The organism is Prevotella sp. HJM029 (assembly GCF_000599605.1).
In the GTDB taxonomy this organism is placed as follows: domain Bacteria; phylum Bacteroidota; class Bacteroidia; order Bacteroidales; family Bacteroidaceae; genus Prevotella.
Map to the genome: position 1 here is coordinate 107785 of NZ_KK082668.1, position 21752 is coordinate 129536.

At 43.6% G+C, this 21752-nt stretch carries 16 protein-coding genes; 6 read left to right on the top strand and 10 right to left on the bottom strand.

The annotated features are described in order from the left end of the window. Positions 1-4 precede the first annotated feature (4 nt). Positions 5-760 carry a 4-hydroxy-tetrahydrodipicolinate reductase gene (gene dapB / locus X919_RS0109240; RefSeq protein WP_028899868.1) on the bottom strand — a complete coding sequence of 252 codons (756 nt, stop codon included), beginning with the start codon at positions 758-760 and terminating at the stop codon, positions 5-7. A gap of 163 nt (positions 761-923) precedes the next feature. Here dapB and X919_RS15205 point away from each other — a divergent pair, with 163 nt between their 5' ends. The 5 genes from X919_RS15205 to X919_RS0109270 all read left to right on the top strand — a co-directional run bounded on the left by X919_RS15205 (position 924) and on the right by X919_RS0109270 (position 6162). Next, on the top strand, positions 924-2279 hold the full coding sequence (locus tag X919_RS15205; protein ID WP_036917773.1) for a DUF2851 family protein: 1356 nt from the start codon (positions 924-926) through the stop codon (positions 2277-2279). Continuing rightward, entirely contained in the window at positions 2276-2695 is a 420-nt protein-coding gene (locus X919_RS0109255) for an acyl-CoA thioesterase (RefSeq protein WP_028899869.1), read from the top strand. Before X919_RS15205 ends, X919_RS0109255 begins: the two co-directional genes overlap by 4 nt. A 4-nt stretch (positions 2696-2699) precedes the next feature. Beyond that, positions 2700-3833 (top strand): DNA-processing protein DprA, encoded by a 1134-nt coding sequence (gene dprA, locus X919_RS0109260; RefSeq protein ID WP_036917776.1) that lies wholly within the window; start codon positions 2700-2702, stop codon positions 3831-3833. Between the two features lie 68 nt (positions 3834-3901). Then, complete coding sequence (dusB, locus tag X919_RS0109265; protein ID WP_028899871.1) at positions 3902-4909, top strand: tRNA dihydrouridine synthase DusB; 1008 nt, start codon at positions 3902-3904, stop codon at positions 4907-4909. A gap of 35 nt (positions 4910-4944) precedes the next feature. After that, positions 4945-6162 carry an esterase gene (locus tag X919_RS0109270; protein WP_036917780.1) on the top strand — a complete coding sequence of 406 codons (1218 nt, stop codon included), beginning with the start codon at positions 4945-4947 and terminating at the stop codon, positions 6160-6162. Between the two features lie 119 nt (positions 6163-6281). On the opposite strand, the gene X919_RS0109275 is transcribed toward X919_RS0109270, so the two are convergent. From X919_RS0109275 to X919_RS0109295, 4 genes are all read right to left on the bottom strand, one after another. After that, the gene (locus tag X919_RS0109275; RefSeq protein WP_028899873.1) at positions 6282-7406 is read right to left on the bottom strand and encodes a TlpA disulfide reductase family protein; all 1125 of its coding nucleotides are present in this window, start codon (positions 7404-7406) and stop codon (positions 6282-6284) included. Between the two features lie 199 nt (positions 7407-7605). Then, positions 7606-9492, bottom strand: a complete 1887-nt coding sequence (locus X919_RS0109280) for a DEAD/DEAH box helicase (protein WP_028899874.1) — start codon at positions 9490-9492, stop codon at positions 7606-7608. 251 nt (positions 9493-9743) lie between these two features. Next, a complete protein-coding gene (locus X919_RS0109285) occupies positions 9744-11102 on the bottom strand; it encodes a TlpA family protein disulfide reductase (protein WP_028899875.1) in 1359 nt (452 codons plus the stop codon). Between the two features lie 659 nt (positions 11103-11761). Next, positions 11762-12217 carry a cupin domain-containing protein gene (locus X919_RS0109295; protein WP_025069707.1) on the bottom strand — a complete coding sequence of 152 codons (456 nt, stop codon included), beginning with the start codon at positions 12215-12217 and terminating at the stop codon, positions 11762-11764. A gap of 233 nt (positions 12218-12450) precedes the next feature. Between X919_RS0109295 and X919_RS0109300 the strand changes: the two genes are divergently transcribed. Next, a complete protein-coding gene (locus X919_RS0109300) occupies positions 12451-12819 on the top strand; it encodes a winged helix-turn-helix transcriptional regulator (RefSeq protein ID WP_025069708.1) in 369 nt (122 codons plus the stop codon). 321 nt (positions 12820-13140) lie between these two features. Here the strand turns inward: X919_RS0109300 and X919_RS0109305 are convergent, their stop codons facing one another. The 5 genes from X919_RS0109305 to X919_RS0109325 are packed head-to-tail and all read right to left on the bottom strand — an operon-like array spanning position 13141 to position 21505. Next, on the bottom strand, positions 13141-14496 hold the full coding sequence (locus tag X919_RS0109305; RefSeq protein ID WP_028899877.1) for a discoidin domain-containing protein: 1356 nt from the start codon (positions 14494-14496) through the stop codon (positions 13141-13143). Positions 14497-14519: 23 nt separating this feature from the next. Beyond that, positions 14520-15641 carry a DUF1735 and LamG domain-containing protein gene (locus X919_RS0109310; protein WP_028899878.1) on the bottom strand — a complete coding sequence of 374 codons (1122 nt, stop codon included), beginning with the start codon at positions 15639-15641 and terminating at the stop codon, positions 14520-14522. Positions 15642-15655: 14 nt separating this feature from the next. Then, the gene (locus X919_RS0109315; protein WP_028899879.1) at positions 15656-16759 is read right to left on the bottom strand and encodes a glycoside hydrolase family 18; all 1104 of its coding nucleotides are present in this window, start codon (positions 16757-16759) and stop codon (positions 15656-15658) included. Positions 16760-16777: 18 nt separating this feature from the next. Further along, positions 16778-18376, bottom strand: coding sequence for a SusD/RagB family nutrient-binding outer membrane lipoprotein (locus X919_RS0109320; RefSeq protein WP_028899880.1), 1599 nt, complete (start codon positions 18374-18376; stop codon positions 16778-16780). A gap of 12 nt (positions 18377-18388) precedes the next feature. Then, positions 18389-21505, bottom strand: a complete 3117-nt coding sequence (locus X919_RS0109325; protein ID WP_028899881.1) for a SusC/RagA family TonB-linked outer membrane protein — start codon at positions 21503-21505, stop codon at positions 18389-18391. Positions 21506-21752 lie beyond the last annotated feature (247 nt).

A 21752-nucleotide genomic window follows, 5' to 3' on the forward strand; every position in this document is an offset into this window, starting at 1 on the left:
GGATTTAGAATTTAAACAGGTCGCTTGTGGTGAGCAATCCAGTGTGATCTTTTGTATATTCTGCTGCAAGCACAGCGCCCAAAGCAAATCCTTTGCGGTTGTGTGCGTCGTGAGTGATGGTAATGGCATCGGCATCGCTGTTGTATTGAATGCTGTGAATGCCCGGAACTTCGTCGCGACGGATGCTAGCTATAGGGAGCTTCTCTGGAGAAACATGATTTGTTCCTTCTTCTTTTCCGTCGGCATGGTGTTGAAATCCTTTCACCCACTCGGTCTTTCTATCAAGATTTTCGATGATTTCTTCAGCTAAGGTGATAGCCGTTCCCGAAGGAGCATCAATCTTATGGACATGATGAACCTCCTCCATGGTGACATCATATTGTGGAAAACCATTCATGATTTTTGCCAAATAGCGGTTCACAGCCTCAAAGATAACCACTCCAATCGAGAAATTACTAGCCCAAAAGAGTGTTTGCTGACCATCTTTTGTGAGCGCTTCTACATCGGATTTATGGTCTTTCATCCAACCTGTAGAGCCGCTTACAACTTTCACATGATGCTTAAAAGCTTTCAAATAATTACCATAGGCCGCAGTGGGATTAGTGAATTCAATGGCCACATCAGCGCTTGAAAAGGCTTCAGAATCGAAGTCTTCTGGATTATTAACATCAATGATACACACGATTTCATGTCCCCTTTGCCGGGCAATCTCTTCAATCATGTGTCCCATTTTTCCATATCCAATCAAAGCTATCTTCATGTTTAAATGCTTTTTATCAGTTGTTTCTATAAGGATATATGGGGCAAAGTTACGAATTTATTGAATGATTTTTGTGGGCTTTTGTAGCAAATCTCTTGAAAAAGCATGAATGTTATCATTTTTTTTGTATTTTTGTGACAACCAATAACCCTTAGAAACCATCATGGAAGAGTTGATTCATTATGCTTGGAAGCATAAGATGTTTCCACTATCTGCGCTGAGAACCCATCAGGGACAGGCGTTAGAAGTGATTGATGTGGGCTTGCATAATCGGCATGCAGGTCCCGATTTCTTCAACGCTAAAGTGAAAATTGATGGCATTTTGTGGGTGGGGAATGTGGAATTGCATGTGAAATCGAGCGATTGGTATGCTCATGGCCATGATAAGGATGCGCATTATGACAATGTTGTTTTGCATGTTTGTGAAATGACGGATGCAGAATTGTATGACCATCAGGGGCGTGTGATACCTCAATTTGTGCTACCTATACCTCCCTTATTGCGGAAATCCTATGATACGTTGCGGCATACAGCCGAATATCCACCTTGCTATCGGGTGATTCCTCAGTTGAGTAGTCTGATGCTTCATGGCTGGATGAATGCACTTCAAGTAGAGCGATTGGCTCAAAAAGAGCGTGCCATCTTGCAGCGTTTAGCGCAAAATGATGGCGCATGGGAGGTAGCTTATTTTGCTACTTTAGCACGAAATTTCGGTTTTGGTGTGAATAGTGATACGTTTGAAACATGGGCTTTGCATCTTCCTTTGCAACAGATAGCCCATCATCGTGATGATCTTTTTCAGCTTGAAGCGTTGTTTTTAGGGCAAGCAGGACTGCTTTGTGAGGAGGCAATTCCTGACCGTTATCGTCAACAAGCGCTTGAAGAAGGTTATTTTTTAAGACTCAAAAAGGAGTTTCTTTATTTGCAACATAAGTTTAATCTGGTGCCCATGGACCATCATTTATGGCGTTTTCTGCGGCTAAGACCTCAGAATTTTCCTCATATTCGCTTGGCACAATTAGCACATCTTTATTATCAAAGGCGCACTGAATTGAGCCAGTTGACCGATTGTCTTACTGTGGAATCGGTCGGTAATTTGTTGCAAACCGATGTGACAACTTATTGGAAAACGCATTACACTTTTGGTGTGTTGAGTAAGGAATGTGAGAAGAAACTTTCGCGCCATTCGCTCTTATTACTGGTTATAAACACAGCCATTCCCATACTTTTTGCCTATGGTCGCTATTTAGGTAGGGAAGAATATGTAACCCGTTGCTTCTCTTTTTTTGAGCAATTGAAAGCCGAGGACAATCACATTGTGCGGTTGTGGCGAGCTTGTGGCTTAACTATTGAGCACGCAGGTGACGCACAAGCGTTGATACAATTGAAGAATGAATATTGCGATAAGCGTGAGTGTCTGCGTTGTCGCATTGGATATGAGTATCTTAAACGCACGACTTTAACAGAGCATGTAACAACGAATGCTGTGCAAACAGCATCTCATACAATAATAAAATGAAGAAATATGTTTATGAAACGCGTATGGAAGTGCGCGATTATGAGTGTGACATTGAAGGGATTGTGAACAATGCCAACTACTTACATTACACAGAACACACGCGTCATCGCTTTTTAAAACATGCAGGACTGAGCTTTGTTCAGATGCATGAGAAGGGAGTTGACGCGGTTGTTGCTCGTATGAATCTGGCTTATAAGACACCTCTTCGCTGCGATGATGAGTTTATTTCGCGCATGAATTTGCAAAAGAATGGTGTCCGTTATGTCTTTACGCACGACATTTTTCGTGCGAGTGACGAACGGCTTTGCTTCCATGCTACGGTTGAATTGGTGTGCCTAATCCATGGAAAATTGGGGCTGAGCGAGGATTATGACCGCGCATTTGCTCCCTTTATTCAAGCTAACGACGGAGAATAGTACGATGATAGCCGACCAACAAGAGGTGCTCAACACCCTTATTCTCTCACGCATAGGTTTCTATAGTCTGGCTGGAATGCTCGAATTATATCGGCGTATGGGGACGGCTACGGCGATTATGGAGCATAGAAAGGATATTCGTTCAATCCTTCCTGATGCGCCTTCACGGCTCATAGCATTGCTTCAAGAGAGCGATTCTGTGCGTCGATGGGCGGAGGAAGAATTGGAGTGGGCAGTTAAAAATCAAGTAGAAGTGCTGTGTTTGCATGATGAACGTTATCCAAAACGCTTGGCAGAATGTCCGGATGCGCCATTGGTTCTGTTCTATCAGGGAACAGCTTCGCTCAATCAGATGCATATTGTGAGCATGGTTGGCACACGACATTGTACGGTCTATGGGCAAGATTTGGTGCGAAACTTTATGGTAGAATTGCATCATTTGTGTCCCAATACGTTGGTCGTAAGTGGATTAGCCTATGGAATCGATATTCAAGCGCATCGCCAAGCGTTGCAGAATGGTTTCGAAACGATTGCTGTTTTGGCACATGGATTAGATCAAATTTATCCTCGTGTGCACCAAGAAACAGCACAAGCCATGCTGCATCAGGGTGGTTTGCTAACCGAATATGCTACACATACCAATGCCGATAAGCAAAATTTCGTTCGTCGTAACCGTATTGTTGCAGGGCTTTGCGATGCTTGTATTTTAGTAGAAAGTGCCGAACATGGCGGTGGTCGCATCACAACACGCTTGGCTAACGATTACAATCGAGATGTGTTTGCCTTTCCAGGTGCTGTGAATATGCCTTATAGTATGGGCTGTAATACTTTAATAAGGGATAATAAAGCTGCACTGATTACTTCGGCTTTCGACTTCGTTCAGGCGATGGATTGGGGAACGGAACAGCGCATACAAGATGCCAGACAGCGAGGGATAGAACGACAACTCTTTCCTGATTTGACGGCCGAAGAGCAGCAATTGGTCACCCTTTTGGCAAAAGATAACGACCAACAGATTAATGTTTTGACGGTGAGAAGTGGGCAGCCTGTGGCACATCTCATCAGTTTGCTCTTCCAGTTAGAACTGAAAGGTGTCGTTAAGGCTTTGCCTGGAGGCTGTTATCACTTGTTGTATTAATCCTCTTTTGCTGTGCTTGACAGGGTTAAGAACAGCTTACTTCGGAAAAATGTTGTAACTTTGCGCGCATGAAAATAGGTTCTTTAACATTTAATGAGCGTCCCCTGTTCCTCGCACCTATGGAGGATGTAACAGATATTGGTTTTAGAATGTTGTGCAAACGCTATGGTGCGGCCATGGTTTATACGGAGTTTGTATCGGCAGATGCTATTATTCGTAACATCCAATCGACGCTGGATAAGATGAAAATTAATGCCGAGGAGCGTCCTGTTGGTGTGCAAATCTATGGACGAGATGTTGATTCTATGGTCGAGGCAGCACGTGTTGTGGAGGAAATCCACCCCGATGTGATTGATCTTAACTTTGGTTGTCCTGTGAAAAAGGTCGCAGGTAAGGGTGCTGGATCGGGCATGTTGAAGAACATTCCTTTGCTTTTAGAGATTACAAAGCGTGTGGTTCAGGCCGTGAAAACGCCCGTAACAGTGAAGACTCGCTTAGGTTGGGACGCAGAAAACCTTGTGATTGAGACACTTTGTGAACAGCTTCAGGACTGTGGCATACAAGCATTAACCATTCATGGGCGTACACGTGCACAGATGTATACTGGCAAAGCCGACTGGACTTTGATAGGCCGTGTGAAGCAAAACCCACGCATCCATATCCCAATTATTGGGAATGGCGACATTACTTCGGGTGCAGATGCGGTGCGTGCTTTTGAAGATTATGGGGTAGATGCAGTGATGGTGGGGCGTGCAACATTTGGTTGTCCCTGGATTTTTAAAGAGATACGTGATGCGTTGGATGGAACATCAGAGGCCAAACACCTCACGATAGATGACAAGATTGATATTTTAGAAGAGCAATTGCGCATCAATGTGGCACGTATAGATGAAGTAAGAGGCATCCTACACACGCGACGTCATTTGGCAGCCAGCCCTATTTTTAAGGGTATTCCTGATTTTAAGCAAACGCGTATTGCAATGCTTCGTGCAACAAGAATGGCTGATTTAATGGCTATTTTAGAGGAGTGTCGAGAACGTTTGTGTGCCTGTGATAGCTCAAAAGAATGGCAATAAGTAGAAGAAATAAAATTATTTATAGATATATCAGAATGGGAAAACGAATCTTTTCAGCTGTTTTATTGTCGATTATAACAACAATAGTAGCATTTTCACAAGAGAAATTATTTAATCATGTCAAGGTAGACTCTCCTGTCATCCATGCTGATGGGCGTGTAACCTTTCAGCTCTTTGCTCCCAATGCCCATGAGGTTGTGGTGCAGGGTGATTGTATTGTGCCCGAAAAGGATGGACAACAGCGGGCAAAGATGGTGAAAGATGAGAGAGGGTTGTGGAGCTATACTACATCAATATTAGGGGCGGAGTTATATAGTTACTGCTTTCAAGTAGATGGGGTAACGATGAATGACCCTGCAAACATCTATATGAATCGCGACATTTCAACCTATAGTAATATCTTTATCGTTTCGAAATCAAAAGACGATTGTGGCCATTTGTATCGTGTTAATGAGGTACTCCATGGCAATATCTCGAAGGTGTGGTATCCCAGTCCATCGTTAAAAATGAATCGACGCATGACTATTTATACGCCTGCAAATTATGAAAAAGGTGGCCACTACCCTGTACTTTATTTGCTTCATGGTGCTGGTGGCGATGAAAATGCTTGGAGTGAATTAGGGCGAGCAGCACAAATTATGGATAATCTCATTGCTGAAGGAAAGGCAAAGCCCATGATTGTAGTGATGCCTAATGGCAATACTAACTGTCAAGCTGCACCAGGAGAATGGTCATTTGGCATGTATACACCATCGTTTATGGGTGAGACGGGACCTAAAAAGCCTGCTGTTACCGATATGGCTAATAGTTTTTTAGACATAGTAAACTATGTGGATAGCCACTATAGAACGATAAAGGAACGTTGTGGACGTGCGATTTGCGGGCTCTCTATGGGTGGAGGTCAAACGTTTAATGTGAGCCGTCTCTATCCTAAGCTGTTCGATTTTTATGGCCTTTTCTCTGCAGGATTGCATCTAAATGGTAAAATCGAGCAAAACAGCTCATCACTTTATGACCAAATACAGCATGATTCTTTGATACAAGTTCAGTTAGAACAGTTGTTTAAAAGTAAGCCACGTTGTTATTGGATAGCGATAGGTCGTGATGATTTCCTATGGCAAATGAATGCAGATTTGCGTAAATATTTTGACGAACACCACTATCCATATCGTTTTTATCAAACGGAAGGGGGACACGTTTGGCGTAATTGGCGTTTATATCTCAGTTGGTTTGCGCCTATATTATTTCAGTAAGGTGAGCGAATAATGATGCAAATCGTATGATTGATGTGCAGATAGCATAAAGAATAACAGGCGGAGTTCTATCGAGAACTTCGCCTGTTGTTTTATATTTGCTGGATAAAGCCGTTTGCTTACTTACCAAATAACTCGTCTAAATATTGGTAGAAGCTTGGGTCTTCTCCCACAAAAGTCTTCACAATTTTGCCATCTGGTCCCACAATAATCTTTGTTGGGAAGCCTTGAATAGCATAGTCTGAGAGCACTTTGCTATCGCGTGGGTTGTAAACATGCAACCAAGGTATCTCATGTTTCTTTACAGCTTCTTTCCATTTTGCTTCGGTATCATTGCAGTCGATGCCCAAAATTTCAAATTTACCCGAATACTTCTGATAGTAGTTCTTCATCTCTGGGATACCACGGATGCACCAAATACACCACGATCCCCAGAAATCTAATACGACATACTTGCCTTGCAGGCTTGCAAGTGATAGCGGTTTGCCATTAATATCGTTGAGTGTAAACGTAGGAGCTACTGCGCCTGAAGCCTGTGCAGTCTTTGCCTTTTTCTCAGCTTCCATCCTATCTTTGTAGGCTTTGACCTGTTTTTCGTAGAATGCTTTCATACGACCGGCCTTCACACGATTAGACAAAAGCGCCACAGCATCTTCCATTTTCTCGCCACTCATGTGTGCAATGGCTACAGCACTGGTCTCCCAATCCGCATGCGTTTTGATGAATTGCGTCAGCATCTCGTGTTCCTTCTTTTCGAGTTCAACAGACTTTTCCTCATATTCGTCCATGACTTTATTGCGGTCTTCGCCTGCTTGTAAACGTTTGCTAAGCGCTTCTCCAAGCTCTTTTATAGGCGTTTCAGCTTGTTCTATGACCTTATGTAGCTCTTGATACTGCTTGTAAAAAGCGCTTCCTGCAATATCAAAACGAGTTGTTGCATCACCAGTTAGTTCAGCCGTTTCATTGGGAATGGCTATCAAATCTATTTGCTTGCGCTCCAAACGATGCAGGGTTCGCATCGAAAGAAGATAAATTTGAGCAGGTTCTTTGATGTCAAAAGTTGCCGTAAACTTATCGTTCTTTGCAATGATGGTGTCGCGTTTGTAATCGTCTCCTTGTGGGATGAAGGCCACAATTGAGTCGCCAAAGTTCTTTAAATTGGCCTTAATCGTGAAGTTTCCTTTTGCTGCGTGAGCCATTTGTGTGGCTGCGAGTAGGGCAGAAACCATTAACATTTTGTTCATAATCGCTGAATATTGATTGATATTTATGATAGTAGAAACCGCATCTTATTTAACAGAGTATGGGTTTCCATGTGAGCAAATTTATAAAATAAAGAGCCTATAACAAGCAACCTCCTATGCGATTTAATGTTTTTTTCGTTTGGAGAGTCATTTGTTATAGGCCTTTTAGAGAGTAATCATGCGTTGTTAGAACTGCATGTTATTTCTTTTTGGGTCGGCGTCGAGCCCATCCCTCTTCGCTAAAGTCGGGCTCTTCGCCTTTCAGTTTGAAGTCTTTCCCATTGATGAGGCTACGCCAATCCGTTTCGTCGGTTTGGGGTTTAGGTTTTGTTCGACCGCCTTTCTGATCATAGTCCTTTCCCTTTCGGCCTCCACCTCGTGCCACTTTTCCTACTCGTTCATTGCGCGATGCACTACGGTTGCTACGTCCGTGTCCCTCTTCATCTGCATCATTGCATCTCACTTCCCGTCCTTTATAGATTGTTCCGTTGAGGGCTTTCATCACTTTTCGTGCATCTTCTTCAGGCACTTCGATATAAGCAAACTTCTGAAGTAGGTCAATGTGCCCAACATCTTGGCGTCCATGCACGTGCTTGTTGATATATTGCATGATTTCACCAGGATAGAATCCATCACTCTTTCCGAGGTTGATAAACAGCCGTTTATAGCCTGCTTCAGCCTCGTGTTTGCGTCGTCCGTTGCTGACTTTCCCACGCATCTTTTGGCTATCGCGTTCACCTCGGGCGTTTTTCCCCATCACAGGCTTCTCGATTTCGGGCGCATGCTCATAGTAATCCAGAAAACGTCCGAAAGTAACCGTTACCATTTTCTTGATTAAATCCTCCTTGTCTACATATTCAAATTGGCGCATGATGTCGTCCATATAGGGGGCAATCTGGTCTTCATCCACATCCGTCTTCATGAGGTCATCCATCACTTTGAAAAGTTGTTTTTTGCAGATTTCTTCGGGTTTGGGAAGCTCTCCGTCAATAAAGTCCTTTCCAATTTGTTTCTCTATCTGCTTCACCTTCCATTTTTCTTTGATATGGATGATGCTAATGGATGTTCCTTTCTTTCCCGCACGTCCTGTTCTTCCGCTGCGGTGTGTGTAACTTTCGATATCATCGGGCAAGCCATAATTGATGACATGCGTTAAATCGTTCACATCTAAGCCACGTGCTGCCACATCGGTTGCCACGAGAAACTGCACATGATGCTGCCGAAACTTCTGCATAGTGAGGTCGCGTTGCTGCTGACTGAGGTCGCCATGCAAGGCTTCTGCATTATAACCATCTTTGATAAGTTTATCGGCTATCTCTTGCGTTTCAATCTTTGTGCGACAAAAAATGATGGCGAAAATGCGGGGATAGAAATCAACAATACGCTTGAGTGCTAAGTATTTGTCCTTCGAATGCACCAAATAATAGATGTGATTGACGTGTTCGGCTCCTTCATTGCGACTCCCTACCACAATTTCCTTATAGTCATGCAAATAGCTTTTCGCCACTTTCTCTACGTCGCGACTCATTGTTGCAGAGAAGAGCAAGGTGTTGCGGTTGTCGGGAAGCTGCTCAAAAATGGCGTTGATACTATCCGAGAAACCCATGTTAAGCATTTCATCGGCTTCGTCGAGCACCACATTGTTCACCGCATCAAGCACCATTACACCACGATTAATTAAGTCAACCAAGCGTCCTGGCGTAGCAACGATGATCTGTGCGCCATGTTTAATAGCTTTAATTTGTGGACGAATGTCAGCACCTCCATAAACCGCTACCACATGAAGGGCATCGATATATTTGCTGAAATCTTTTAAATCATCGGCAATTTGCACACAAAGCTCGCGTGTGGGGCTCAAAATGATGGCCTGAATAGCTTTGTTTGCTGCGTCAATTTTTTGCAACACGGGTAAGCCAAAGGCTGCTGTTTTACCTGTTCCCGTTTGTGCTAAAGCAATGACGTCGTTTTTGTTGCCCAACAAATAGGGGATAACTTCTTCTTGAACAGGCATCGGATGTTCGAAACCTAATTCTTCAATCGCGCGACGAATATTTTCGTTCACGCCTAATTCTTCAAATGTTTTCAAATTATTTCTTGTTATGTCGAAGGTTTTGCGCCCCTCCTAACCATAACATTGGGCGATAATCCTCCGGTGTGATGGAAGTTTCTTTTATCTTTATTTTCACTCAAACTTCCTTAAAGCTGGGGCAAAGTTACGGCTTTTTCATCGATATTGACCACGTTTCGACCATAAAAATGTCTTTTGTTTGGAACAAAGTGGCAGAAATTCAATTCAAAAAACACCTGTACGTCAGTGGTACAGGCGTCTTAATCCGTTTAATGTGCAGATAGAATGCGATCCAATTTTCGACTGAAAAGTGGGTCAGAAGGTCGCAACATGTTGGCATCATAAATCCTTCCATCGGGTTGAATGAGTACAAAACGTGGGACATCGTCAACCGAGATTCCGTCAGATATCACATCGTTTTGTTTTTTATCCGCATAGAATTGGGGCCAAGAAGGGTTCTCAAGAGCAATCTGTTGCTCCCATGCACGCCGATTTTCATCTAAACTGATGCTGATACATTTCAGTCGAGGTTGGTTTTGATAGCGTGCCACTTGCTGTGCCATATAGGGGCGTTCGCGCATGCTTTGCTCGCTCCATGTGGTCCATAATTCTAACAATATATAACTGCCAAAGAAAGTTTTGAGATGGTGCAATGTGCCTTTTAGGTCGCTAAACGTGAGGTCGGGACAAGCAATGCCGTTCATCATGAGCTTCTTTGTGTTCACTTTTTCTTGATAACGCTTTAACAGTTGCGGCGCAACAAGCGGTTGGGCAGCCGTCCAAAACGAGTCTAACTGTGTTTCGGTGCTTTCGTTTACCATTCGGTTGAGGATGGAATCTGTGAGCACCTGTCGCAGCTTTTCGTTCTTAAGGTGGCTGTTTACGGTCTGCAAATAGGCCACAGCATAGTTGCTTACGGGCGTATCTTTACCTACTTCGGCCTGCATTTTCCCCCGCACATAGTAGTCAATGAGCGGCCTGTTTTGCAGCGTTGTGTCGTTTAAGTCAACCTGTGCAATCAATGTTTGATAAAGACTGTTGCGCGATGGGTTCTTATGTTGTTGATAGGCTTCGGCAATAATGCTGGCCAATGCCGCATTGAGGTAGCGTTGTTGGTTGCTGATCAAGCGTTGCTGCCGCGAGGGGTCATTCGGCAAAAAGTCGATTTGCTTCTCAATCATTTTCTTTAATGCCATGTATTGATGCTCTAAATGGTGACGAGCTTCTTTGTCGTTGATGAGTCCATAGCGCGGATTGGTAGCCGTTTCAAAAGCATTTTGTGCTGTGAGTAGTTCGGCTAAGGCAACGTTTGCGCCTTTATAAACAGCACGCACACGTTGTGTTTTATCGCGGGTGAGCTTCACTTGCTGTGTTTTTCCTGGCTCAATCACCATGCAAAGTGTCTGCCCCGACGACAGTTGTAGCGTGAGTGCCGTGCGTTGTTTCAACTGAGGCACATTGTAAAAAGCGAAGCCTTCGCGCGTAAGCAATAACTTTGTGGTACGGCCTGTGGCATCGGTAAATCGGTGTTGGTGTAACAAAACCGTATCGGGACAGTCAATAACAAGTTGCTGTGCCGCAGCAGATAGAGAAAGCAGCAACAAAGCTGCCATGATAAATTGTCTCATTGTGAAAATAATCGTTGTGCAAAATTACGCAATCCCTATGACATAAGCAAACACAATCTGCACGAGGACGAGGGCAATGGAAACAGAACGTGCGACAGAGGCCCCACTAATCTGCACTATTTTGTGTTGTAATCTGCACCTTATTACGCCCTAATCTATGCTATATTGTGCGACAATCTCTAACACATTGTTTCATCATACCAACCAAGTAGTAAAACCATCAGGGAAAAATAGTACGGCAATCCTCATCCTATTGTCGCATGATACCACCCGAGTGGCAGGATGATAGGAGAGAGATGAGATGGCAACCTCCATCACCTTGTTTTGTGATGTTGGCCGAGCAGCAAGAGAGTCAAGGAGAGATGGGGTGGCAACTCGGTGCGCGTTGCGTTTCCGATAGCCTCACGTTGGTGAATGCAATGTGCCAACATGGAATGAGAGATGCGGGGGAAATAAACCGGGTACAGGTTTCGCTTCTTCGCATTTGCTATGGATTTGAAACAAGCATTTCCCAATACGCTACAAAAAAATGCGGCCACCCACGAAACAACTTCAAGGAAATTGTGACGGAGTGGCCGCATATTGCTCCTTTGTTTTAATCTACATTATCCATTTGCTACGGCGCGATACCTTTGTAGTGCGATGCTTGTAGGCTGCAACTACCATGCCAACTTATCATTCAAAATAGTACCGTCTTCGTTGATGTCGTCGCTCTTTGTGAAGCTGTTAGCCTTATATTGCACACAAAGCATGAGCATTTCGTCCTTGCCTGTGTTTTTTAAAGCGCGCTTCCCAGCAGGAGAAACACGCACAATACTCCCTTCGCTCACGGGGAAAATGTTGCCGTCTACTTGATATTGTCCTTCGCCTTTAAGAATGAAATAAAGTTCCTCGTGGGTTTTATGGGTGTGTAAAAAGCCACTGTCTTGGCCTGGAACGAGACTTTGAAATGAGAGTTCACAGCCCGTTGTGCCTAAATCCTGTCCCACAAACACCTTCCCCGGGATGGCTACTTCGGGCGAAAGCTGCAGTACATAGTCTTTGATCTCACTAAGTTTACCTACGTTTACGGCACTGAAATTCTTGCCATTTTGAATTGTTGCTACTTTTTTCATTATGCTTTTTTGTTTAAATGGTTGTTTAATGCTCATTTTATTTCGGTTGCAAAGGTAGCTGCTATTTGCAAGCAATACAAGTAGGCACGCCAAAGTGAGGTGGTTACATGGAGGTAAGTAATGGATGAAAAGAGGCGTTTGTGGGCTGAGGTTTTACATTGTTTAACTTTAAAGATTTCACAAGACTATCTACAATAGTTACTTTTGTAGTGTAATATACAAAATATATCGTTATGACACGTAGTGAAATCCGTGATTCTCTATATCCTAAATGCCCTGTTCGTAACGTGTTGAATAGGGTGGGTGACAAATGGTCCATGTTGGTTTTGTTCACGTTAGAGAGCACACCCACCATTCGTTTCAAGGAACTTCAGCGCAATATCCCCGACATTTCGCAAAAAATGTTGACCACAACGCTAAAGACTTTAGAAGCGGATGGACTCATCATTCGTAAGGCCTACCCCGAGATTCCACCCCGGGTTGAGTATGAATTAACGTCACGTGGCAAGAGTCTCTTACCACTTATCGACAACCTTCTGTCGTGGGCTTCAACTAACATGGATGGTATTATGCAATCCCGCGAGACGTTCTTTTTAAAATAAATGCAATGCACAAACGCGCACTATGGCGACATTCTCTTTGAAAGAGAAGTGCATTTTGAGGGATAGGTTTCATTTTCCTATCCCTTTTAGTTGCTATTTTCACAGAAAAAGAGTAATATTGCAACGACAAACTTGATATGCTTTTACACATCAATCTCTACTATTTTGCAATGTTATCACATGCTACAATGAGCAGCCGCTGTATGTAAAGGTATTGAAATAAGTTTAGGCACGCAGTATAAACAAAAAGCGAACTGCATCTTGGATAGAACGTATCCGCGATGTAGCTCGCTTTGTTTTCGTCGTTATAACGAATGAAGTTTATTTATAGATCTCGATTTCAGATAATGAACCGAGATAATCAGAAACACCAAATTCTAATTTCAAATAGCGCACATTGACAGGTTTTGTTGCGTTGATGTTATTCCAAGTGGTCCCATTCAAATGAATATCTTCGGACAGTGGCAACCATTTGGTGCCATTGGTGCTACCATACACACGTACTTTTTCAGTATAATATTCAAATCCTGTGAGGATATACATACCGATTCTGATGCCCTTCACATTTGTCGTTTGGTTTAAATCAATGGTCAAAGTCGATGTTCCATTTGGTAAATAACCATATTGATCGGTATCGCCATCGGTAAGATTTTCAATCGTTCCATACTGCAACGGAGTAGACAGTGAAAGCTGATAGTTGCTACTGGGTATCATTGTGCCTGAAGGTGTAGCTGCTGCGTTTGCGAAAGCGACATCAACAACATTAATAGGAATGAGCACCTCGCCACCTGCGATGTTGTGTTTGTTGCCATCTTTGTCGTAGAATACGGCACGCATAGGAAGTACATACTCTCCTGCTGCAGTGAATTTCTCGGCATGTTGTAGGTGCACGGTAGCCTGAACATACTCTTGATTGGTGGCATCTACTTGCGTAGTGGTAGAGATTCCCTCGGGAGCCAACTCCTTACCGCTATTGCTTTTGAAGAGCGTATTGTCGCGCTCGAGTCCCACTTTGCAGTTCTCACGCACAACTTTTTCGGTAGCAAACAACACATTGAGTGCTGTAGAGCCCGTGTAACTATTACCCAAGCCCGTCATTCTCACGGTTGCTCCATCGCCATCGAGTTCTGCAGACCACATCTCTTTAGGTTGAATGAGAATGTAAGCATAGTCTTGCTTTACTGTAGAAGGACTTGACAGAGCTTCGGTAGTAGGCATGATGCGAACAGGAACTACTGAAGGCTTTGTTAAAGTGCCAAGGCTATTTACAGTTAAAGAAACTTGTTGTTGTATGCTATCTTTGTTCCATTCGAAAGCGCCATTGTTAGGAATAGCCAATTGATTAGCTGCAACTACTTGATAGTCTTTATAGGTAGTGGTGAGCAAAGGAGCATCAGCAGCATAGGCAACTTGCACTTTTGTGGGTGCTGTTAAGTTGCGACTAATGCGCGCAGTGAAAGTAAAGGTGTGGCTATCTTGCCCAACAGGGATTCCTGCTGTAAACGCATTATCGTATTCTTGCACATTGGATGGGAAACTGATGAGGTTGTTACGTGGGTCAGAACCACTGAAATAGCCTGCAACATCATATTCGCCATCGTAGTTATAGTCGGGGCTACAGCCCGTAAAGGCTGTAGCTACGCATGCGAATGCGATGATATATATGTTTGTTTTCATTTTGTTTTATTTAAAAATATGGATTATTCGGGAAAGTGTTCGTTGTGCCAAGTAATCGAATTTTGATTGTATTCGTTCGTGTTAGAACCTGCAACATACACCTTAATAGCATGATGGTTCTTGGAAACATCCTTCACACCAGTCTGCTGATTGAGTGGCGCGTAGAACAACAAATTAGGATTTTCGGGCGTTTCAATATAGAGATTATCCATCACTTGGAATGCGGTGAGTGCCTTGTTGTAGAGACGTATCTCGCGAACATAACCTTCAAATGCACCCCAACTCATATTCATCTTCGTGAAAGTTTCCACCTTTGGCACGTCAAACTCATTGTCGAGCACACCATTGAGATAGCATTTCACGTGTTGACGATTATATACCCATGCGATGTAATACCACTTACCGGGCTGGAGTTTGGTTTTAGCAAACGCCTTAGGATCGTCAGTTTCACCTACCTTCATTTGCAAAGCGCCATCAGCAGTGACGCGAGAATAGAAGTCAGGTGAGAGCACTGCCTGATTATCTTTGTTACGATCGAGCTTTATAGCATACGACATCGTCCACTCTTGCAAGCCCGTATAAGGAGTTGCAAATGTTGTTTTGAGGTAGAACCCCTGCTGACGCATAGAGGTTGTATAAAGCACTCGGTCGATAGCAAATATCTTTGTTGCACTCGACCCTAAAAAGGTTGTACCTTCAGCTGATACCAATTTTACAGGGATAGCATATTTGGTAGAGGCATCTAAATCGTTTCCTAATGGACGAACATTGACATCAATAGCCCCATTCGATACGCTATTGGCTGCAAGAGTGAGATTTTCTGCCGACAAACTATAATAGTTTGCAGGTAACAACTTGTAGTTGGTGCCGTTAGCTGCATTGTATTCTGCCAACGCATTCTCGTCGATAGCAAACTTCAAGGTGACGGAACCACTCAGCTTATTGGCTGCACGTGCGGTGAAAGAAGCTTTCCCACCAGTGCCATCAACTGTGAGTTTTGTCAGTGGAGCCACATCCGCTCCGTCAATATAAACCGCATTGAGTAACTTGCTTTCATCGCCTACATCGTCATAATCAACATTGGAACATGCCCATGTGAGACACGCTAAAGAAGCAATACCAAAGACTTTAATAATATGTTTCATATTCGTTATTTTTATTATTTAACAGCAGGGTTCATGAGTTGAATGCCTTGACGCAAGTATTTGTAAACAGGAGTAGCTGCATAGTCCTTCTCCATGTGGTAGCTTCCTATACCACCTTTGCGTCCTCTCAGCGGTTGCCAGGTAGCCATGCCAATGTAAGAGGGCACTTGTTTGCCATCACGTGTGGTGAAAGTCACACCGCCTGTGCCTGAATGAGCTTCAAAATTCTCTGTCACAATGAGTTTCTTGGCAATTTCTTCTTCGCTTTGTTTTGAAGAGAATTGTGCTACAAGACCGCCCAAGCGATTATCTAAGTCAGCATAAGAACGGCAATCGTAGGCCTGAAGGATGTAGTAGTTGAAGTATAAAGCCATGTCAGCAGAGAACCAATAGGGTTCACCATCAACAACCAACAATTTCTTTCTGCCCTCTGGCGTTTCGGCTTTCGGACCGATACGCTTGCCCATTGTGCGGATAAAGATATTCATGCGGTCGCCTTGCCACATCTCTTTGTTCGTGTGGAACGGCTGTGCATAGTTAGGCTCTGCATCGAGATCGAAGCCATCTAAGTCGTACTTATAGATGGTATCGCAAATGGCATTGGCATATTTTTGGATAGCAATGGTAATTTTTGCCTCATCACCATCGACCCAACCCCAATACTTTTTATTGTAGGTTTCCCATGATTCGCCAGCATTTTTTGATGCTTCCGGCTGTGCAGGTGTAACCCCCTTGCCGATATCAAAGAGCAAAGCACAAGCCAAAGCACGAATGCCTTTTACCTCTTTTGCACGCTTCAAATCGGCTTGTTGTGCAGCCGTTAAGTTTGAAAAGCCATCCCATAGTGAAACGAAGTCGGTGCTATCGGGAAGATTATAGAGACAACGTGACGCAGGACTTTCACCATTCCAGCCACCAAACCATCCAAAGGTGACGGGATGGTCGGTCTTTTTATAAGCACGTAAGTTCTCTAAATAGGCTTCATAAGCCTTAGCTTGTGCAGCATCGGCATCAGCTAATAGCTTATCAATATTCTTGCCTTCGGTCTCGGTCCAATCGCTACAAGCAGTTGCAGTGAAGAGCAATGCGAGACAACCAAAAATAAAATATTTCTTCATTGACGTAATCTTTAATTGTTATTTAACCTTTTTATCCCACCAAAGACGGGTTGCACCGTTGTCAGCTCCATGGAGTAATTGAACAGCTTTCTTCACATTCGCCAGATTCTTAATGTACTCATCATTTGAATAAGGAATGCGCGTTGGGCGAAGATCGCCATCAACATCGCAATCTGTAGCCGTCAGTACGGCAGGGAAAATGCGAGGATAACCCGTGCGACGATACTCTGACCATGCTTCTTGTCCATCGGGATAGATGGCAAGATACTTCTGCGTGATGATACGTTCTAAGTTGCGTTCGAAGTTTGTTGCTCCTGTTTCCCACTTGATGGTGATGGTAGATGTGGCAGGAGTATCGTATTCTGAGTGCAAAGCATCAACGAAATTTGCTGGAGTAGCCGTGCTGTTTGCCGCATAGGCTGCTGCTTGTGATGCACTCAAATCATTCTCTTCGAAAGAAGTTGCAATACCCTTCTCGTAATAAGATTGGGCCGTTCCGCCACCCATATTCCAACCACGGAGGGCACCTTCAGCACGAAGGAAATAGACTTCTGATGCCTTCATGATATAGATAGGTGTAGCATCTTGCACCTTAAGTGAGGATGATTTGGCTTTATCCAAATAGTCATCGGTAGTCGGAATATTTGTTCGAACGGCATAATATCCTTCAATGCCATTATTTTTTGCTTTCACAAAGTAGCTGGCAATGCGTGGATCGTTGTAGCCTTTGAGGTAAGAAGAAATCTCAGCACCCATGCGAACATCATTATAACTGCCATTGATGATAACCAAAGGATTGCGCAAAGATACGCCTGCCCCCTTGGATAGTTGAGCTGCATCGCGTGTTGATTCGATGACACCATATGGATTATTGATGGCTTTCTCTGCATATTGCTGTGCCAATGTGGGATTAGCATAGACCACACGCATCGCTAAACGCAGCATCAAAGCGTTTGCAAATTTGCACCATTTGGTATAGTTTCCTTCGTAGATAATATCATATTTCGGGAAAACATCATGTCCACCATTGGCCAAAGCCTGCACCGCTTCGTCCAACTCTTTCAGCATTGCCTTGTAAATATCCTCTTGAGCGTCATATTCTGCTTCGGTAGACCCTTCTTGACCTGCCTTGGTATAAGGGATAGGACCAAAGGTATCTGTAGCTTTATGCACGGCAGCAATCTTGATAATCTGCGCAATAGCAAAACCTTCGGGGTCGTTTGTTGTGCGCTTTTTCACGTCAAACCAATTACGAAAAGCGTTTCCAGCCATTACATTATAAGTGTATTGGCTCCAAGGTTTCAAAGCAAAGCTGGGGAAACCACGTCCAACCCACTTGTTAGCTGCGGGCGCCATGTAACCAATCCAACATGCTCCTCCGAGGGTATAAGGTATCTGATAGTCGTTCACATAGCCTGTACCGGAGGCTCCTACAGGGAAGATATTCTCTTCGAATGCCGTTACAAAGCCACCAACATTGAGGTTGTCTTGCTCTAATTGTGCTTCCGTGGGCTGACGATGGTCACGATTAATGTCCTCAAAGTCAACTTGACAAGCAGTGAAGAGTGTCGTAGCTAATGCCGACACGCATAGTATTGAATAAATTTTTTGTTTCATAATTGTCATTTTTTAGAAGTTGAGCTTCAAGCTGAAACCAATGTTTCTTAAGCTTGGTGCACTGAAATAGTCGCTTCCTTGACCATATGTTCCTGTTGAAGAAGCAATCTCTGGGTCGAAAGGAGCCTTGTTATAAATCATCCAAAGATTATTGGCAATGAAACCAACGGTAACACTTGGCCAACCTTGTCCCAGCAATGTGCGTGGTAAGGTGTAGCTAAGACTAATATTTTGCAAACGCACATTGGTTGCATTATAATAGTAATAGCCCAACAATTGCTGGTTGGCAACGACCTCATAATATTTCTGTGGGTCAACTTTTAAGCCGCCAGCCAACTCAACATAACCACGATCACGTGCTTCAGCAGACGCTTGTGATACACCGAATTGGTCGAGAACAGCCTGCGTTGCAGAAGTAACAATGCCGCCAACACGTGCGTTAATGAGGAACGAAAGGTTCACTCCCTTCCACGAAATGCTGTTTCTCCAACCCATATTAAAGTCGGGATTGGTATTACCTATGCGCAAACGTTCACCATTTGGCAAATCCATTGACGAGAGACTACCATCAGCACCAACAGCAATGTTACCTGTTGCATCGCGCTTTAACACTTTCGTTATATACACATCACCCATGCGATCGCCTTCACGAATATAGCCTCCGCCGGCCGATGTCTCTGTGAAGTTGATAATCTTACCATCTATTCCCGTGTTATAGTTGTGCACTAACTTCTTCACTTTGTTCACATTACGGCTATAGATGAGGCGTGATTCGAAATCAACACCGCCGATGTTATCGTTATAAGCCAACGACATTTCTACACCAGAGTTCGCAATATCGCCTGCTTGAATATACATACCCGTGTAAGGAGATGTTGCAGAAAGCTCTGCCAAGAAAGTCTGATTATAAGTATTTGAATGATACCATGTGAGGTCAAAATTGAGCTTACTATTGAACATTCTCAAGTCTAAACCCAATTCATATGAACGGGTACGCTCAGCCTTAAAGTCGTAGAAAGGCAGAATGGTGCGAATAGAAGGAATACCATCTACGATAGGATAGGTGATTGTTCCACGCGTCACACCACGATAACGATCAGGAATAGGAGAGCCCACTTCGGTAAAAGAGCTTCTCACCTTCATGAAAGAGATAGCCTCTGGCAATTTAACCATTTTGCTAACGATGGCCGATAAGCCTACAGATGGATAGAAGAACGAGGGTTCTTTCGCATTCACTAAGAGCGAACTCCAGTCATTACGGCCCGTCAAAGACAAGTAAAGCATGTCCTTCCACGACAACTCTGCACTGGCAAAGATAGCTGTTCCGCGTTTACGGAATTCTGAATCGTTCGCACGTGTGTTAGCAGGATCGAGTGCAGCCGATGAGAAAAGGTTGGGAACTTTCAATATCGGGCCACCAAATCCAACGCTGCTTGAACGATAATCTTCTAAGCTTGCACCAAAGTTTGCGGTCAAACGATAGTCTGTTCCGAAACTTTTATCGAGGTTAAACATAAAGTCTAAGTAGGTCTGTTGGTCACTACCCATGGAATGATTGTATATACCATTGCCATGAGTTCCTGCGTAAAGGAGTCCCTGCCCAGATGCATGGAAACGGCTTTCTGACTCTGTATTGGTGTTATCAACGCGCACACGTCCCGTTACATTCAACCAAGAAAGAATGTCATATTTCAAACTACTCATAAACATGTAGCGCTTACGGTTCGTTGGTGTCATCATATCATTCACGATGAAGTAAGGATTTTGTAGCTGCATTCCTTGGTCACCATAGGGCCAATACTGCGTAGCAAGCTTACGAGAAGCATCATAACGCTTATACAATTCTACTGCAGACCAGTCCTCTCCACGTGGGAAAAGGTAGGCAGCTGTTAGTGGATTGTAGTATTCTCCAGGGCGATACATGTTCTGTGTGTTCTGGATAATATAGCTTCCACTGACATCTAAGTGCAGTTTGTCGTTGAGGAAATCACTCGTGTTGCGTGCAGTGAAGTTATAACGATTGTATTTATTGTTGGGCAATATACCCGTAGCATTCGTTGTTGCAACCGAAATATAGGTTTTGTTGGTCTTGGTTCCCGTTGTCACCGTCACCGAATTGATGTAGTTATTCCCCGTGTTGAAGAAATCTTTTGGATCATATGAAGATGGGGTTGCTAACCGATTACCCCAGCTATAGAACGACCCTGCCTTATTACCATAAGTGTTTTGGAACTTAGGCAAGATGAAAGGATTTGAAAACTCCATGCTGCTTGATACCGCAACTTTCACCTTTCCTTCCGTGCCGCGCTTCGTATTGATCATGATAACACCATTAGCGGCAGCAGAACCATAAAGGGCTGCAGATGAAGGACCTGTCAAAACGCTGATACTTTCAATATCGTCGGGGTTAATATCCGCAATACCTTCGCCACTGGGTTGGCTCGAATAGCGGCCGCCACCAATATCACCACCACTCTTATTGAGCATGGGAACACCATCAATCACATAAAGAACATTGTTGCCACCAGTGATAGATTTCGTACCACGCATAACTACACGGGTCGGTCCTCCAACGCCAGCTGTCGACGCATTGATATTCACTCCGGCTACAGCACCATTCAAACTGTTCACAAAGTTCACGTTCTTCACGTTGGTAAGCTGGTCACTTCCAACCTTTTGTACGTTGTAACTTAATGCTTTTTCCGAGCGTTTAATACCCAAAGCAGTTACCACAACCTCATCGATTTGGCGCGCTGTGGGTTGCATGGTGATGTGAAGATCGTGTGTATTTCCTACCTGCACTTCTTGCGTTTGCGTACCGATGTAACTCACAACGAGTGTACTTCCTTTGGGAACATCAATAGTAAATTTACCATCAATGTCGGTTACTACACCATGTTGTCCATTCTTTACGCGTACAGTTGCACCAATAGCTGGCTCTCCTGTGTTATCAACAACGGTTCCGGTAATCTTAACATTACCACTTGTTTGTTGCGCTCTCACGCTCTGCATCGCCGATAAGGTGGCAGCAGGCGCCATGTTTGTCGTCAGATTCCTCTCCGCTGCGGCTTGCAAACTACAGCAGGTTAGGAAGAGAACGCTCAACGGAAAGAGTTTCCCTTGTTTCATTCTAATGTTTACTTTTATTTACTTTAAATTTTAGTTTAAATTCAATGGATTGTTATCCCCTACCAAAATACAAATTATCTTATTTAATGTTGAGGTATATGTGTACTCATTATTTATTTTAATTGTTCATTGTATAGCAGTAAATGATTTATTCCTTTTCCTTGAATGATATTTGTTTACAGGGTATTTCTGGGATTACTTTAACCCCATTTGATAACACACCCTGTTCTTTCTCACATCAATATGC